The sequence below is a fragment of the Candidatus Dependentiae bacterium genome, from assembly GCA_018266175.1.
GTDB lineage: Bacteria > Babelota > Babeliae > Babelales > RVW-14 > JAFEAY01.
Window position 1 is genome coordinate 48,278 of record JAFEAY010000012.1, and the last position, 14,175, is coordinate 62,452.

Here is a 14,175-nt window from a genome sequence, read left to right on the forward strand (position 1 = left end):
CATGACGGCAGCCCTGGAAGTTGACCACCTCACTGTTGCTTATAAAGACACTGTCATTTTGCACGATCTTTGTGCACGTATTCCACAAGGAGTGGTTGCTGCTCTGATTGGTCCAAATGGTGCAGGTAAAACTACTTTTTTAAAATCTATCTTATCTATCGTGCAGCCACGCGCTGGTACTGTAAAATTTCTGGGAACTCCGTACAACACAATACGAAATCAAGTTGCCTACATTCCTCAACGTTCATCAATCGATTGGGACTTCCCTGCCTGCGCACGCGATGTTGCTATCATGGGTAGATATGGTTCACTTGGATGGTTCAAACGACCTGGAAAAACTGATTGGGCTCAAGCTGATCAATCACTCGAACTTGTTGGGCTCAGCAACTATGCAGCGCGGCCTATTCAAGAACTTTCTGGAGGTCAACAACAACGCCTGTTCCTTGCTCGAGCACTGGCTCAAGAAGCACAAATTTACTTGCTTGATGAACCCTTTGCAGGAATTGATGCTCACTCTGAAAAGATGATTATTTCACTACTACACACCATGCGCGACCAGGGAAAAACAATCATCATCGTGCATCACGATTTAAATACCTTAAGTTATTTTGATTGGGCATTGCTCATTAATAAAAAAGCGGTTGCTTGCGGCCCTGTTAGCCAAGCTATTACTCCAACAACGCTTGCTCAAACCTATGGGTTGGTAGTACCATGTTAACAGCATTTATTACACATCTTGAACAGATACATCCTCTCATTCCACTCGTTATCACCATGGGAATGCTGGGACTCTCTGCCGGAGTTCTGGGCTGCTTTACACTCCTACGCGGACAAAGCCTTTTTGGCGATGCAATGGCACATGCATCATTGCCAGGAATTGCACTCACATTTATGGCAACACAAACAACCAATCCTCTTGTACTCTTAGCAGGAGGCTCATGTGCAAGTTTAGTTGGAGCATTTCTTTTACATTGGATTAAGGCGAATACTCGATTAAAAATTGATGCAATTCTAGGATGCATTCTCTCTTTTTTCTTTGGCACAGGACTTGTGCTTTTAGCAATTATTCAACGTTCATATTCGGCACAACAAGCGATACTTGGACGGTTTTTATTCGGTAATGCAGCCCTTTTACTCTACAGCGATATGTTCACCATATTTTTTACTGGTGGATCGATTGTTGCTTTAGTGCTCCTCTTTTGGAAAGAGTTTTCCGTCTTTACCTTTGATTCTACTTTTGCTCAGAGCATTGGCTACTCAGCTCGCCTTCTTGATATGCTGCTCACTCTTTTATTTATTGTTTTAATTGGTATTGGAATACAAACGGTTGGGGTTCTTTTAATTACAACGCTGCTGATAGCACCCGCAGCGGCTGCTCGACAATGGACTTCATACTTACACAGCATGGCGTTGCTCGCAGCAGTTTTTGGAATTTTTTCCACTACTGCAGGAACTATTTTGAGCTATTACTATGAAACAATACCAACGGGTCCAGCAATGGTTGTTATTGCCACGACGTTGACCTGTGTATCACTACTCACCACATCACGCAACACCTAGGAGTCAACATGCTACATTTTGAGATTGCGCTTATTGCAACACTTACCGCCATTACCTGTGCTCTACCTGGAACACTCTTGGTACTACGCGGAGCATCACTTATGAGTGATGCAATCAGCCACTCGGTACTTTTAGGAATAGCGCTTATGTTTTTGTATGCACAACGCCTTGACTCACCACTTCTTTTACTCGGAGCAGCCCTCTCTGGCCTTGGCGCAGTCATCGTTGTAGAAAAAATTATCGCATCAAAAAAATTAAAAAAGGATGCTGCTTTGGGCCTGATCTTTCCACTCTTTTTCTCACTGGGCGTTATTATCATTAGCAACTACGCCAGAGACGCGCACCTTGATACCGACATGGTACTTTTGGGAGAACTTGCCTTTGCTCCATTTACTCGATTGAATCTGTGGAATATTGATTGTGGCCCGTATGCTGTATGGGTTTTACTGATTGCCTGCGCCATAAATATCTTGATAGCAATGATCTTGCATAAAGAATGGCACGTTACCCTTTTTGACGCTCAATATGCTCATCTTGCCGGTTTTTCACCTGCAATTTTGCATTACCTCCTCATGACGGTTACGAGTATCAGCGCTGTCGCAACATTCAATATAGTCGGTTCAATTGTTGTTGTAGCACTTATGATTATTCCTGCTTCAACCGCCTACCTCTGCTCTTCCAATTTTTCAACGATGCTCATGCTCAGCTGCGGGTTTGGCATTGCAAGCTCACTGGGTGGCTATGCACTTGCCATCATGCTCAATTCATCTATTGCAGGCTGTATAGCTATGGTTTCAGGCATATTATTTGGGATTGTACTCTTGGGATCACCAGATCACGGAATTATTACTCAAATGCATCGCCGCAGTCGATAAAATCAAACTCTTCAAAAGACTCACCTTAAAATCCTGCTTGAAAAACCCATCGCAGGCTTGCCCCACACCCGTTTGACTAACTGAAACTATTTGGTAGGCTGATGAGTAACAATAGGAAAATAATGTCAATATTTTAAATCCTATTGTAAAGAATTGAACTCCTGAAATGCCAATTATGTAAAGGTTCATGATGAACATGGTTAAAAATGTAATTTTTTTGATAATAAGCTTACATGGTTTTGTCTATTCTGCTTTTGCTATGCAGGATAATAACGATAAATTATGGGTAAAAAAGGCTGTTGTTAAAACTGAACAATCAAGTAGTCAGCGCTCCATACAAAGGACGTTAAACAACAACAATAATAGCAATAACCATCAAAGACAAAATAACCTGCAAAAAACTCCTGCGAATCGAATATCAACACTTGTAAGTGCACTCTTGAATCAAGATTGTAGCGATCATGCGCTCACGGCAGAACTTCTCTGGAATGATTATACATTAGAAGAAATTAAAAACGCTCGAATTGCACTTCAAGCAAGTCAAACAGGTGCTTACTTAACCTTTGATGAAGTTACAGCTGCAATAGGAAACCCGAATGCTGTACTCACCGTGCTTATCACAGCACTCAGAAAAATACTCAATGAACAAAAATTAGGACACCTATCTACTCGAGTTAAACATCCAACAGATGAGATGGTGATCGAGTGGCTTCAAAAATATTTGTATACACCAAAGCTATCTGAGCAAAGCGTAGATCAAGTATACGAGTACTACCAAAATGGTAGCTTTATTCAAAAGCTCAGGCTTTTCCAAACAAGAGATCTTGGCCGCTATGTTTTTTACAATACACAAGCTCGGTTAAATGGCACATATCAAGAATGTGCAGAACTTGACCAAGAATATGTAGAACCCCAAACTCAGCCAAAAAAAAGAAAATTTGAATTCCTAAATAACAACAACAATAATCAAGTTACTGAAAAAAAGCCTTATCACAACAAGAAAATTCGTACCGAAAAAGAAGAGGCTGCATCTTTTAAATCAACGGCTGAGAAGATTCCTTGTAGATTTGATGGTTGCAATATCACTGCGACATTTGGGTCTAATCTAAAATTGCACTATCTCTCGAGCAATCACCGAGCCTGCCCATACGGCAACTGCGATAAAACTGACGTACAACGTATGAATATAGCTGAGTTAAAACAACATTTACACGATGCCCATTCAAATGAATCACAAGAGGTCTATTTCTGCGAAACATGTAATTTTGTAGGAATTATTGGATCGTGTAGTAGGCGACATGAAGAAGGTAAAAAACATAAACAATTAAACTAAAAATTAAATTAAGAAATGTCGGTTATTAGATACTAAAACAGGGGGGTTATATAATGATCACTACTCGCTTACGCGTAAAAGAATTGTTACGCGAACGTCGCTGGACCATGAAAGTACTGGCTGAAAAGACCGGTATCTCGGAAAGTTACTTGACTCACATCAAGAACGGAACACGTCGTTGGAACGAAGACGCGCTCAAAAAGCTTTCAGAAGCTTTTGAACTTGAGCCTGTTGATTTGTTTGATCTTGGAAAAGACCGGACCGATCGAGTTTCAACGCAAATCCAAATGCCAAAGTCTGATGATGATAACAATTCGCCGCTTAATCTTAAGCTGAAAATTGTTCCTGTTGTTGGTGAAATTCCAGCACAACCATCAGAGTTCAATAACCAGGCAACACAAATTGCAACTGGCTTTAAGGACCAATTTGTTCCTGTTATTGCAAACGAAGACAGCCCAATGTTCTGCCTCAACGTGCAAGACAGTGGCTATGCTCCAAACTTTGTTAAGGGCGATCTTTTGATTATTGCTCCTGGCATGTGGACAAGCTCTGGGGACACCGTTGCAGTTGAATATGGCAACGAAAATCCAACACGCGCAATTATGCAAATCAACTTCATGGATGAATTTATTGTCCTTGAGTCGGTTAACCATAAAAAAGCTCCGCTTGCTCTTGTTAAAGGTAAAGATCATTGTCGAATTATTGGCAAGGTAATTTACCGCTACCAAAAGCTTTCGTAAGCTTATCAGGATTTCTTATTTCACCTGAAATCAAAAATATGCTTGATGGATGCTTCATTATTCATCAAGCATATTTTTTTAGACCTAAAATAATGGGGGGAAATGTCGTGAAAAATTTAAAAATAACCAAAGCACTTTTACTCACAGCACTGCTGAGTGCATCACAACTTGCTGCAATGGACAACCCAGAAGAAGATTTCTTAGATAGCTCTTTTTGTATGGATATAGATCTAGAATTGGATTCGTTTGATTTTTATTTTCATCAAAAAAAAGAATCAAACCTATCTGAATATTCGCATAACAAAAATCCTAATATTATTATCCAAGACGATACAGAAAATAAACTCCCAACTTCAGGACCTGAAGAAGAGCTCATTGCTCACATGATAAGAAAATTGGCGTACAGCGCCGATATAAAACAACCGATCAACCAAATCCTCAAGAATTTTAATACACCAAAAATTCTTCTTAATCGTGATATTGGCGTAGCAAAACCTTTGTTAATCGAAAGTTATTTTGAGAAAATATCAGCGTTAAGCCAATATTTTTCTGAATGCATGTATCACTCACATCAAGTGAAAAATTCTATTTTCTACCTACCGCCTTTTCGAAAGTTTATTCAACTTCGCGATGGCTCATTGGCTTTTTCCAGCTTATTCTCAGATATTGAAGAAAATGGAACCATCCAAATCAGACAAGTTGATACTCAATCAGAAGCACCAGAACTCGTACATTTACTTTCAGATAGTCGTCAATACGGAGAAGAATGCGCATACATGGTTCAACTTGATGACAACCGCCTTGCATCTTATTCTGCTGATGAAATGATACGAATATGGGACATTATCGCAGGAAAGTGCTTAAAAAAATTTCACGCTCACCATATTGGCAACGTTACAGGCCTCATTAACCTACCAGATGGAAATCTTGCAACCTGCTCAAAAGACCGCACAATAAGAACTTGGGATGTCAAAACAGGAACTTGCTTAGATATAAAAATTCATACAGACGAAATCACGTCGGCTCTACAGCTTCACGATGGCCGCATTGTTTACAGCACAACTACAGGCTGCATAAGAATCTTAGATCTTCAAACCGGTAAAAACTTAGATCTGATCAACAATACTCATGAAATAATTTGCATGAAACAGCTTTACGATGGACGCCTTGCTTTTGGCTCAGCTAACGGTTCCATTAAAATTTTGAATATGGACACCAAACAGAGCATAAAGCTTAATGAACATACCGACCAAGTCACGAGCATAATTCAACTCAAAGATGGCCAGCTTATCTCGGCTTCACATGATAGTACTATAAAAATATGGAATATTAACACAGGTAAATGCCACTCAACACTTAAAAACCAATGGGTCAATAGTTGTATTACTCAACTGAATGATGGAAATATTCTTCTATACCCAATCGATTACGGTATACCCAAAATAGTAACGATGCACCCCCAAAATTTATCATTAACACAAATAGCTCTCATAGTTCAATTACAGCAACATCGCAACACTCATGAAAAAATAGAGCTGCATAGCGACTGGCACGAAGTCTTTAAAACCATTCCTGAAGAATTTAAAGAACCATTTTTGAATAGAATTAACCAATAACAGAAACCAAAATAATGAAGAAATATTGCATGAAAAATTTAAAAATAACCAAAGCACTTTTACTCATAGCACTCGTGTGTGCATCGCAACTCATAGGAATGGACAACCCACACGCCGGCGTACCCAATAACAAGAAGCAACAACCCAAAAAACGTAACCGATCTAATTCTGACGATGAGCTTGACCTCATGCAATTAAAGCATCTTAAGCTTGATGATAATGATCATGATACAGAAGAATCTGATACTGACATGGATAAAGATACCGACATTGAAATGCTTAATGAGGTATTTGCTCAAATAAGCTTTAATACTGAAATGAATCATAATATTATTACGATGGAAGAAATCGATCTTGTAAATAAAGCAAAACAACTAGTTTATGAAGCTGATATAACAGAGTCAATCAAGAGCGAGCTTTTAAATTTTGAAGATAGGCTTGATTGGGATTACCGATTCACGCAAAACGATCTATCATTAAGCAAACACTTTCCAGCATGCAAAAACAGCAGCATCTCTGACATAGCAATAAAGAGCCTTAACCAACTCCCCAAAGATAAAAAAATTATCTTATTGCATAACCAAAACCCATCGTCATCGTTAGTTGCTTTTTATGATCATGATAACAGTAACATGATAGAAATTTGGCGACTCGATGGTGAATTAGGAGAATGTAAACATCTAAAAACTATTAATTCTAATCAATTCATTGATGAAAAGATTACAACAATAACACAACGTGAAAATGATAGTCTCGCAGTATGTTATTGGAATTCCCATATAAAAATAAGCTCTATAAAATTGATCGATTTTAATAATAAAAGTAACGATACCATTTTTAGAAGTCGTCAACTCATAACGTACGCTACTTCTCTTGAACATGGAAAACTAGCTTTGAGCCTTGAATGCGGTACTGTAAGGATTTTGGATTTAGCCTCAGGAAGTACATTTGATCTTATCGATACCAATCTCAACTCTTCATGCGTTACCAAATTGCACAACAGTTTTATTGCATCGGGTTCGGATTCAGGAGTTATACAAATTTGGGACACCAACCGCAATAAGTGCATCGCCCAGTGTGACACCTCTTATCAAAATACTTTTACAAATAACGCAAACTTAGATACCGAAATGTCATCTCAAGATCCCTGCGCTCATTCCGTTACAAGCATCATTCCTCTGCATAAAAGTAATGGCAACCAATTTGCTTCACTGCTCAGCAATGATATCATCAAAATTTGGAATTTTAATGATATTTTACAAACATATGAATGCTCAAAATCGCTCCAAAACGCGGATACCAAATACATTCAATCGATTGCTCAACTTTGTGATGGAAATATTATTTCATCTAACCTTTACCCTTCGCAAAACAAAAGCTCTATAAAAATTTGGGATATAAAGACAGGTAAATGCCTAAAAAGCTTTGAGTTCACAGGTTCAATTACACAAGTAATTCCACTGCATAACGGAGACGTACTCATTTTACGAAATTATCGCACACCAACGCTGCCTTCTGTACGCCCACCCTCTTTTACATTGGCGCAGATAGCCCTTATTGTAAAATTACACCAACATCGCTATACAAGCGAAATAATGGAGATGCATGATGATTGGAAGGCAATACTTCTAACGCTACCTCAATGTTTTCAAAGCTAAGATTAACTAAATTCTATGAGGGGGTCGCTCTCAGACCCCCTGCTCCAAGAAACTCCATCTTTTTGCCCCTAATCCCTACCCAGAACCCTCTTTATGGATTTTTTCCAAATACTAGCTGTCAAACTTGCAAAAAAACCGCCATCTGATAGGCTTAATTCTGATTTTCACGTTGAAAGTCAAAGGGTACCGTTAACGGTCATTGGCCGTTATCTCCCCCTGTTTTTAATACGAACGATACGGGAGAACCATATCTATGCTACGTTATGAAACGTTAATTCTGGCTCGTCCAGAAATCACTCAAGATGAGCTCACGCTCCTTGAACGCCAAATCGAAAAACTTGTTTCCACCGCTCCACAGGGCAAACTGAGCTCTTTTGACCGTTGGGGCAAGTACCGCCTTTGCTTCCCTGTTGCAAAAAACGAATATGGAATTTACGTTCTTGCTCGTTACGAAGTTGAAGCTTCCAGTGCAACCGGTGGTATGTTCAAAGAACTTGATACTTTCCTTAAGATCAAGTGCAATGACTTCATTATGCGCCATGTCCATATCAAACTTGCAAAAAATGCTCCTGCTCACTATCAAAAGCCAGACGCTTTGGATGCAAGCAGATCTGCAAACATCGACACATTCTTGAAAGAGAACAAAGTTGAAAGCCTTTTGAGCAGCGTTGATGCTGCATCAACAAAAGGTGAAGCAGAAGAAGGTACAGGCTTTGATAACTACGATGAACAAGAGTAATTTCTTGCACATTCTTGATAAGGATTAAACTATGTCAAAATTCAAATTAAAAGTAAGTTCACGATTGCTTAAGAAAAAAATTCGTAAACAATCTTACCTTACTCCTAAGCACTGCAGATTTTGCGGTAGCGACGAGCAAGAAGCAAATCTTGATTACAAGAACGTAAACCTTTTACGTATTTTCTTGACTGAACGTAACAAAATTTTGCCTCAGCGTGTATCAGGCAACTGCCTGTTCCACCAACGTATGCTTGCAACCCAAATTAAGGTTTCTCGCAGCATGGCATTGTTACCATTTTGCTCAATGCACGTATAAACAGATCCTTTTGAAATAGCACAAATAGTGGAAGGATGCTTGCAATTTCATGGTCCTTCCACTATTCGTTTCTTAACGTAACAGGATAGAACGCTTACAGAGGTTTTAAATTATGAGTTTTAAGCAACGCTTAGATATTCGAAATATCGCTATTATAGCACACGTGGATCATGGAAAAACAACCTTGGTCGACGAAATGTTGAAACAATCCGGCACCTGCGGGAGCGATACCGTTGATCGAGTCATGGACTCAGGCGATATCGAACGCGAACGCGGAATTACCATTCTTGCAAAAAATACTTCAATCCGCTTGCCAAACGCAACTATCAATATCGTTGATACCCCTGGTCACATGGACTTTGGTGGAGAAGTTGAACGTACCTTGCAAATGGTTGAAGGCTTCATGTTGCTTGTTGATGCCGCAGAGGGTCCACTTCCAGGTACTCGATTTGTACTGCAGAAAGCATTACAACTCAATCTCAAGCCCATTGTACTGATCAATAAAATTGATCGTAAAGATGCTGACATTGAGCGTACTGAACGTATGGTTCATGATCTTTTCCTTGATCTTGCAACCTGCGAAGAGCAACTTGATTTCCCAGTTTTCTATGGCTCTTCACGTAATGGTTATGCATCACAAGATCCATTGAAACTTGAAGGTACCATGCAGCCTCTTTTTGATGGAATTCTTGAGCACATTCCAGTTCCAAAACAAGAAACTGATGATCTTCGTATTTTGATTACAAACTTGGATCATTCAGATTTCCTTGGCCGTATCGCAATTGGAAGAATCTTTAGTGGTTCAATTTCTGTTGGCGGACCGTTTATTCCATGTAAAGATGAATGGGTTGGTAAAACATCAAAGATCACAAAGCTGTATAAATTTGATGGTATTAAACGAGCTGAAACTGAGAGTGCTCAATTTGGCGATATCGTTGCAATCGCTGGTGTTGATGAAGACATTCAAATTGGTACCACCATTTGTGATGTCGACAAACCAAACCCAGTTCCGTACGTTGCAATTGACGAACCAACACTTTCGATTCTCTTCTCAGTAAACAACTCACCATTTGCAGGACGTGAAGGCAAATTGCTGACATCCCGACAAATTCGTGAACGGCTCTACAAAGAATTAAAAATAAACTTGGCATTGCGCGTTGAAGATACCGACACTCCTGAAACCTTCAAGGTATCAGGCCGTGGTCAATTGCATCTTGGCATCTTGGTTGAAACCATGCGTCGCGAAGGCTTTGAACTTCAACTTTCAGCACCTGAAGTAATTTGTAAAATGGTTGACGGCGTTAAGTACGAACCAATAGAATTACTCACAGTTGATGTTGAAGAAGCTCACCAAGGCGTGATTATGGAAAATCTTGGCAAACGCCGAGCATTGCTCCAAAACATGGAACACCATGGAACACAGAAAGTTCGCCTTGAATTTAAAATTCCTGCACGAGGATTAATCGGTTTCAGAAGCCAATTCTTGACCGATACACGCGGCACCGGCTTAATGAACCATCGTTTTGATTCATACCAACCCCATGCTGGTGAAATTCCATCACGTACCCGTGGTGCAATGATCTCCATGGAAATGGGACAAACCACTGCGTATGCGCTTGATGGCCTTCAGCCTCGTGGAATTCTCTTTGTCTCTCCTGGTGAAGACGTTTACGAAGGTATGATTATTGGTGAACACAGCCGAGAAAATGACCTTGATGTTAACCCAACCAAGAAAAAGAAGCTCACCAACATGCGTGCTTCTGGCTCTGATGATGCAGTAAAAATTGCACCTGCACGGGTTATGAACTTGGAAACATCACTTGACTGGATTAACAGCGATGAGCTTATCGAAGTTACACCAAAGTCAATTCGCTTACGTAAGTATCATTTGAAAGCTGGCTCTCGTAAATAAGAGTACCGAGCACTGATGCTTATTATAGTATTGAAAATTAAAAAGCCGCTCTGTTTAACGCAGAGCGGCTTTTTTCTACTCATTAATAATTAATGCAGAACTTGTGTATCCAACCATCACGTTCAACTTAATTTACTCAACGTTTTAATCATCGTAATACTTATTACAATCCCTAAAGCAACAGCTGTACACGCAGTAAGCAAAATTCCATACGTTTGAATCATAAAACCTGCAGTAAAAAATGCTATCGCCGATGCGATAACGGATGGAAAAGCATATTGGATTTGTGCTTTAACCAAATCAAAATGATATGAGCCGGCACTTGCGCTGGAAAGAAGCATAATATCTGCAATTGGTGAAAGATGGTTTCCCGCAACAGCTCCTGAGATAATGGCCGCAATCAAAGGGAAAACAATTGTAATTTGGTCTGGAGTTACCGGAATAGCTCCTGGCACAAATGATGCCAACATTGGAATAGCAATAGCAATCAGTAGACCAATGGTACCCCAAGCAGAACCCATAGTTGCAGAAATAAGCGTTGCAAGCAGGAAAAATATTCCAGGTAATAACGAGATAGTAATATGACCAATCAACAAGCCTGCAAGATAATTTCCAGTCGCAAGATCATTTTTCAACAAAGCGCTCAATGTCCAGATTAAAACCAACACCATGATTGATGGAAGCATCAGCATAGCACCAGAACGTACAACATCAGGGATCATAGAAATTTTCAGCTTTTTGCGCATGAATAAATAGACCATACCAATGAGCGTTGCACAACAACTGCCAAGAAAAAGTGCAATCGGAATACGACCAAACCCAAGATAGGCAATGCCGATAATAACCGTAACAAAAAGCGTAACAAGAGGAAGTAAGAAATCCCATATTGAACTGTTGTGCATCTGAGCAGCATCAACCACCTTCATGCGCCTAGTAAGGGCAATTTTACCACCAAAGAGATTGCCGGTTCGCGCTGCTTCTTCTTCATGACACTTCAATGTTCCATACGATGTACGCGTCAACACCATAAACCAAAGCGATGCTATTGTTATGAGCGCATAAAATAAAAATGGAATCGCCATGAGGTAGGCATAAAACGGATCAGCGAGTAGAACAGTACCTTCTTGCATGACCGTTGAAATACCTGACTGTCGCAACTGCATGATGATATCTGCCGACCAGCTTGAGATAGGGCAAAGAACTGCAAGTGGTGCTGCAATAGCACTCACAAGCAAGGCAAGCTTTACGCGTGGAATTTTGAACTGGTCGATAATGGGCTGCATCACCGAACCAACCGTTAAGCTACCAAAATAGTCATCAACAAAGAAAAGGTGCGACATCATAAGACTTGCCACTTCTGCATTTTTTGCATTTTTAAGTCGATTTCTCAGTGCTTGACCATATGCAAAAGCTCCGCCTGTTTGCGTTATCAATTCAATCATGATGCCAAGAACAATTAAAAAAAGACAAATAAAAAGATACCAGGCAGACCAAAAACTTTCCCACGAGGTAAGATAGCCTAATTCAGTTGCATTCCAAATTCTCACACCAACGGTGGTCAAAGCCGGTTTTAATTGAAAGTCATGAAGGATGAGTGCTGCAGATAGAATGCTGACACCTAGAGAAAAAACAATGCGTCGTGTTAAAATTGCCAACACAACCACCAACAATGGTGGCATGAGCACAAGCCAGCTTATCTGCATGATGACCTTTCAGATCGCTTAATTTTTTTAGCTTAACCATGCAAGCAAGTTTATCGTAAAAATATACAAAAATAAAAAATGTAGAACAAACTCTTAGAGATTCATTGGTCTCTTGTATAGACTCAAACCAAAGATAAAACGTAATTACCACCTATTATGATTGACAGTATCTTTGGTTTTTATACATAAATCCGCAATTTTAACCTTGTTTTTTATACATAAACTCGATAAAGTTAGTTTGGTTTTTATACATTGAACCTGAAAATAGAAATGAGTGCCAATGAAACGAATAATCGATTTCTTTTTGCAAGAATGGAAAAATGAAGCATTCAACCGAAAGCCATTATTACTCCGTGGCGCACGACAGGTTGGCAAAACTCACGCTGCAAGAAACTTAGGTGCATCATTTAAACAGTTTGTTGAAATTAACTTAGAGTCTGATGAAAACGCTCGAAAAATATTATCCCAAGATCTTGATCCAAAGAGAATGGTATTTCAGCTTTCAGAGTACCTTGGAAAAGAAATCATTCCCGGTTCAACATTACTCTTTATCGATGAGATCCAAATAGTTCCACAAGCAATTATTGCCTTGCGTTATTTTTATGAAATAATGCCCGAGTTACACGTTATTGCCGCAGGCTCTCTTTTGGATTTTGCGATCGAACAAGTGGGGATGCCCGTTGGCAGAATTTCGAGCCTGTATATGTACCCTATGTCGTTTTTTGAATTTGTGGTTGCTCTTGGGCATGAACGATGGGCGCAAACAATTTTGGAACACAATCCTACCGATCCGCTTTTTGATGGACTTCATGATAAGTTACTGGCACTTGTTGGAACGTACTTGGCTTTGGGCGGCATGCCAGCTGCAGTGAATACATGGATGCAAACACAAACGTCACGTAGTGTAAAAAAAGTACATAGCGACCTCCTTGATTCCTATCAACAAGATTTCAATAAATATGCCGCAAAGAGACAAATCAAATATCTTGATGCTCTCTTTGCGCATGCTTTATCGCAACTGAGTAATAAGTTTATGTACAGTAAAATTGGTGATTACCAAAAAAGAGAACTTGAGCCTGCGCTTGAGCTTTTACAAAAGGCCGGACTTTTTCATCCTGTTACTCGAAGTGCTGGTCAAGGAATACCAATTGGATCTGAAGCATATCTTAATGACTTTAAAATTATTTTCTTAGATGTTGGACTCAGTCAAGCAGCGCTGAATCTGGATATCGTACCATGGTTTCTTGACCCGCTTACTACCTTTGTCAACAAGGGAGAACTTGTAGAAGCTTTTGTTGGACAAGAGCTCTTGGCTTATGCTGATCCAATAGCAAAGAATCGCCTCTTTTATTGGCGGAAAGAAGAACGCAATAGCCAAGCTGAAATTGATTACCTCGTACAAGTAAAAGAGAGCGTGGTTCCTATTGAGGTTAAGGCGGGCAGAAGCTTGAGAATAAAAAGTATGCATATATTTTTAGACTCTCATACTCAATCAACATATGGTATGCGATTTTCTTCACACAACTATAAACAAGACGAAAGGGTGTGGACATTTCCACTCTACGCTGTTGTAAAACCTTTTTATGATGCACATGAAGAAATACGCAAAGCATTACTGAACTTAATTGCTTAAGCTCCTACACTAAAATTAATACGCTCAATAAAATATTGTATGCTAAACTATTACACATTCCGAACATTTTGCGATACCCTAATGCCCTGA

At 39.6% G+C, this 14,175-nt stretch carries 12 protein-coding genes; 11 read left to right on the top strand and 1 reads right to left on the bottom strand.

Features of this window, described 5'->3' with window-relative positions; translation table 11 throughout:
• The first annotated feature begins 1 nt into the window (after window position 1).
• The 10 genes from JST56_03160 to typA all read left to right on the top strand — a co-directional run bounded on the left by JST56_03160 (window position 2) and on the right by typA (window position 10,749).
• The gene (locus JST56_03160) at window positions 2–718 is read left to right on the top strand and encodes a metal ABC transporter ATP-binding protein (protein ID MBS1987969.1); all 717 of its coding nucleotides are present in this window, start codon (window positions 2–4) and stop codon (window positions 716–718) included.
• Window positions 712–1,560, top strand: coding sequence for a metal ABC transporter permease (locus JST56_03165; protein MBS1987970.1), 849 nt, complete (start codon window positions 712–714; stop codon window positions 1,558–1,560). The genes JST56_03160 and JST56_03165 overlap by 7 nt, the downstream gene beginning before the upstream one ends.
• A gap of 8 nt (window positions 1,561–1,568) precedes the next feature.
• Window positions 1,569–2,435, top strand: a complete 867-nt coding sequence (locus JST56_03170; protein MBS1987971.1) for a metal ABC transporter permease — start codon at window positions 1,569–1,571, stop codon at window positions 2,433–2,435.
• 196 nt (window positions 2,436–2,631) lie between these two features.
• Window positions 2,632–3,768 (top strand): hypothetical protein, encoded by a 1,137-nt coding sequence (locus JST56_03175; protein MBS1987972.1) that lies wholly within the window; start codon window positions 2,632–2,634, stop codon window positions 3,766–3,768.
• A 53-nt stretch (window positions 3,769–3,821) separates the two neighbouring features.
• Window positions 3,822–4,508 (top strand): helix-turn-helix domain-containing protein, encoded by a 687-nt coding sequence (locus JST56_03180; protein ID MBS1987973.1) that lies wholly within the window; start codon window positions 3,822–3,824, stop codon window positions 4,506–4,508.
• Between the two features lie 107 nt (window positions 4,509–4,615).
• Window positions 4,616–6,124 (top strand): hypothetical protein, encoded by a 1,509-nt coding sequence (locus tag JST56_03185; GenBank protein ID MBS1987974.1) that lies wholly within the window; start codon window positions 4,616–4,618, stop codon window positions 6,122–6,124.
• A 29-nt stretch (window positions 6,125–6,153) separates the two neighbouring features.
• Window positions 6,154–7,782, top strand: coding sequence for a hypothetical protein (locus JST56_03190; GenBank protein ID MBS1987975.1), 1,629 nt, complete (start codon window positions 6,154–6,156; stop codon window positions 7,780–7,782).
• A gap of 253 nt (window positions 7,783–8,035) precedes the next feature.
• Window positions 8,036–8,521, top strand: a complete 486-nt coding sequence (locus JST56_03195; GenBank protein MBS1987976.1) for a 30S ribosomal protein S6 — start codon at window positions 8,036–8,038, stop codon at window positions 8,519–8,521.
• 31 nt (window positions 8,522–8,552) lie between these two features.
• On the top strand, window positions 8,553–8,837 hold the full coding sequence (locus JST56_03200; GenBank protein ID MBS1987977.1) for a 30S ribosomal protein S18: 285 nt from the start codon (window positions 8,553–8,555) through the stop codon (window positions 8,835–8,837).
• 112 nt (window positions 8,838–8,949) lie between these two features.
• Window positions 8,950–10,749: a translational GTPase TypA gene (gene typA, locus JST56_03205; GenBank protein MBS1987978.1), complete on the top strand. Its 1,800-nt coding sequence runs from the start codon at window positions 8,950–8,952 to the stop codon at window positions 10,747–10,749.
• 122 nt (window positions 10,750–10,871) lie between these two features.
• Here typA and JST56_03210 read toward each other — a convergent pair whose 3' ends face one another.
• Window positions 10,872–12,452: a hypothetical protein gene (locus JST56_03210; protein ID MBS1987979.1), complete on the bottom strand. Its 1,581-nt coding sequence runs from the start codon at window positions 12,450–12,452 to the stop codon at window positions 10,872–10,874.
• 280 nt (window positions 12,453–12,732) lie between these two features.
• Here JST56_03210 and JST56_03215 point away from each other — a divergent pair, with 280 nt between their 5' ends.
• Window positions 12,733–14,085 carry an ATP-binding protein gene (locus JST56_03215; protein ID MBS1987980.1) on the top strand — a complete coding sequence of 451 codons (1,353 nt, stop codon included), beginning with the start codon at window positions 12,733–12,735 and terminating at the stop codon, window positions 14,083–14,085.
• The last annotated feature ends 90 nt before the right edge of the window (window positions 14,086–14,175 follow it).

Excerpts from the sequence above, each read along its gene's own strand:
- JST56_03190 (MBS1987975.1), top strand. The coding sequence starts at position 6,154 with ATGAAAAATTTAAAAATAACCAAAGCACTTTTACTCATAGCACTCGTG.
- JST56_03210 (MBS1987979.1), bottom strand. The coding sequence starts at position 12,452 with ATGCAGATAAGCTGGCTTGTGCTCATGCCACCATTGTTGGTGGTTGTG.
- JST56_03195 (MBS1987976.1), top strand. The coding sequence starts at position 8,036 with ATGCTACGTTATGAAACGTTAATTCTGGCTCGTCCAGAAATCACTCAA.
- JST56_03165 (MBS1987970.1), top strand. The coding sequence starts at position 712 with ATGTTAACAGCATTTATTACACATCTTGAACAGATACATCCTCTCATT.
- JST56_03160 (MBS1987969.1), top strand. The coding sequence starts at position 2 with ATGACGGCAGCCCTGGAAGTTGACCACCTCACTGTTGCTTATAAAGAC.
- JST56_03215 (MBS1987980.1), top strand. The coding sequence starts at position 12,733 with ATGAAACGAATAATCGATTTCTTTTTGCAAGAATGGAAAAATGAAGCA.
- JST56_03200 (MBS1987977.1), top strand. The coding sequence starts at position 8,553 with ATGTCAAAATTCAAATTAAAAGTAAGTTCACGATTGCTTAAGAAAAAA.
- typA (MBS1987978.1), top strand. The coding sequence starts at position 8,950 with ATGAGTTTTAAGCAACGCTTAGATATTCGAAATATCGCTATTATAGCA.
- JST56_03180 (MBS1987973.1), top strand. The coding sequence starts at position 3,822 with ATGATCACTACTCGCTTACGCGTAAAAGAATTGTTACGCGAACGTCGC.
- JST56_03175 (MBS1987972.1), top strand. The coding sequence starts at position 2,632 with ATGGTTAAAAATGTAATTTTTTTGATAATAAGCTTACATGGTTTTGTC.
- JST56_03170 (MBS1987971.1), top strand. The coding sequence starts at position 1,569 with ATGCTACATTTTGAGATTGCGCTTATTGCAACACTTACCGCCATTACC.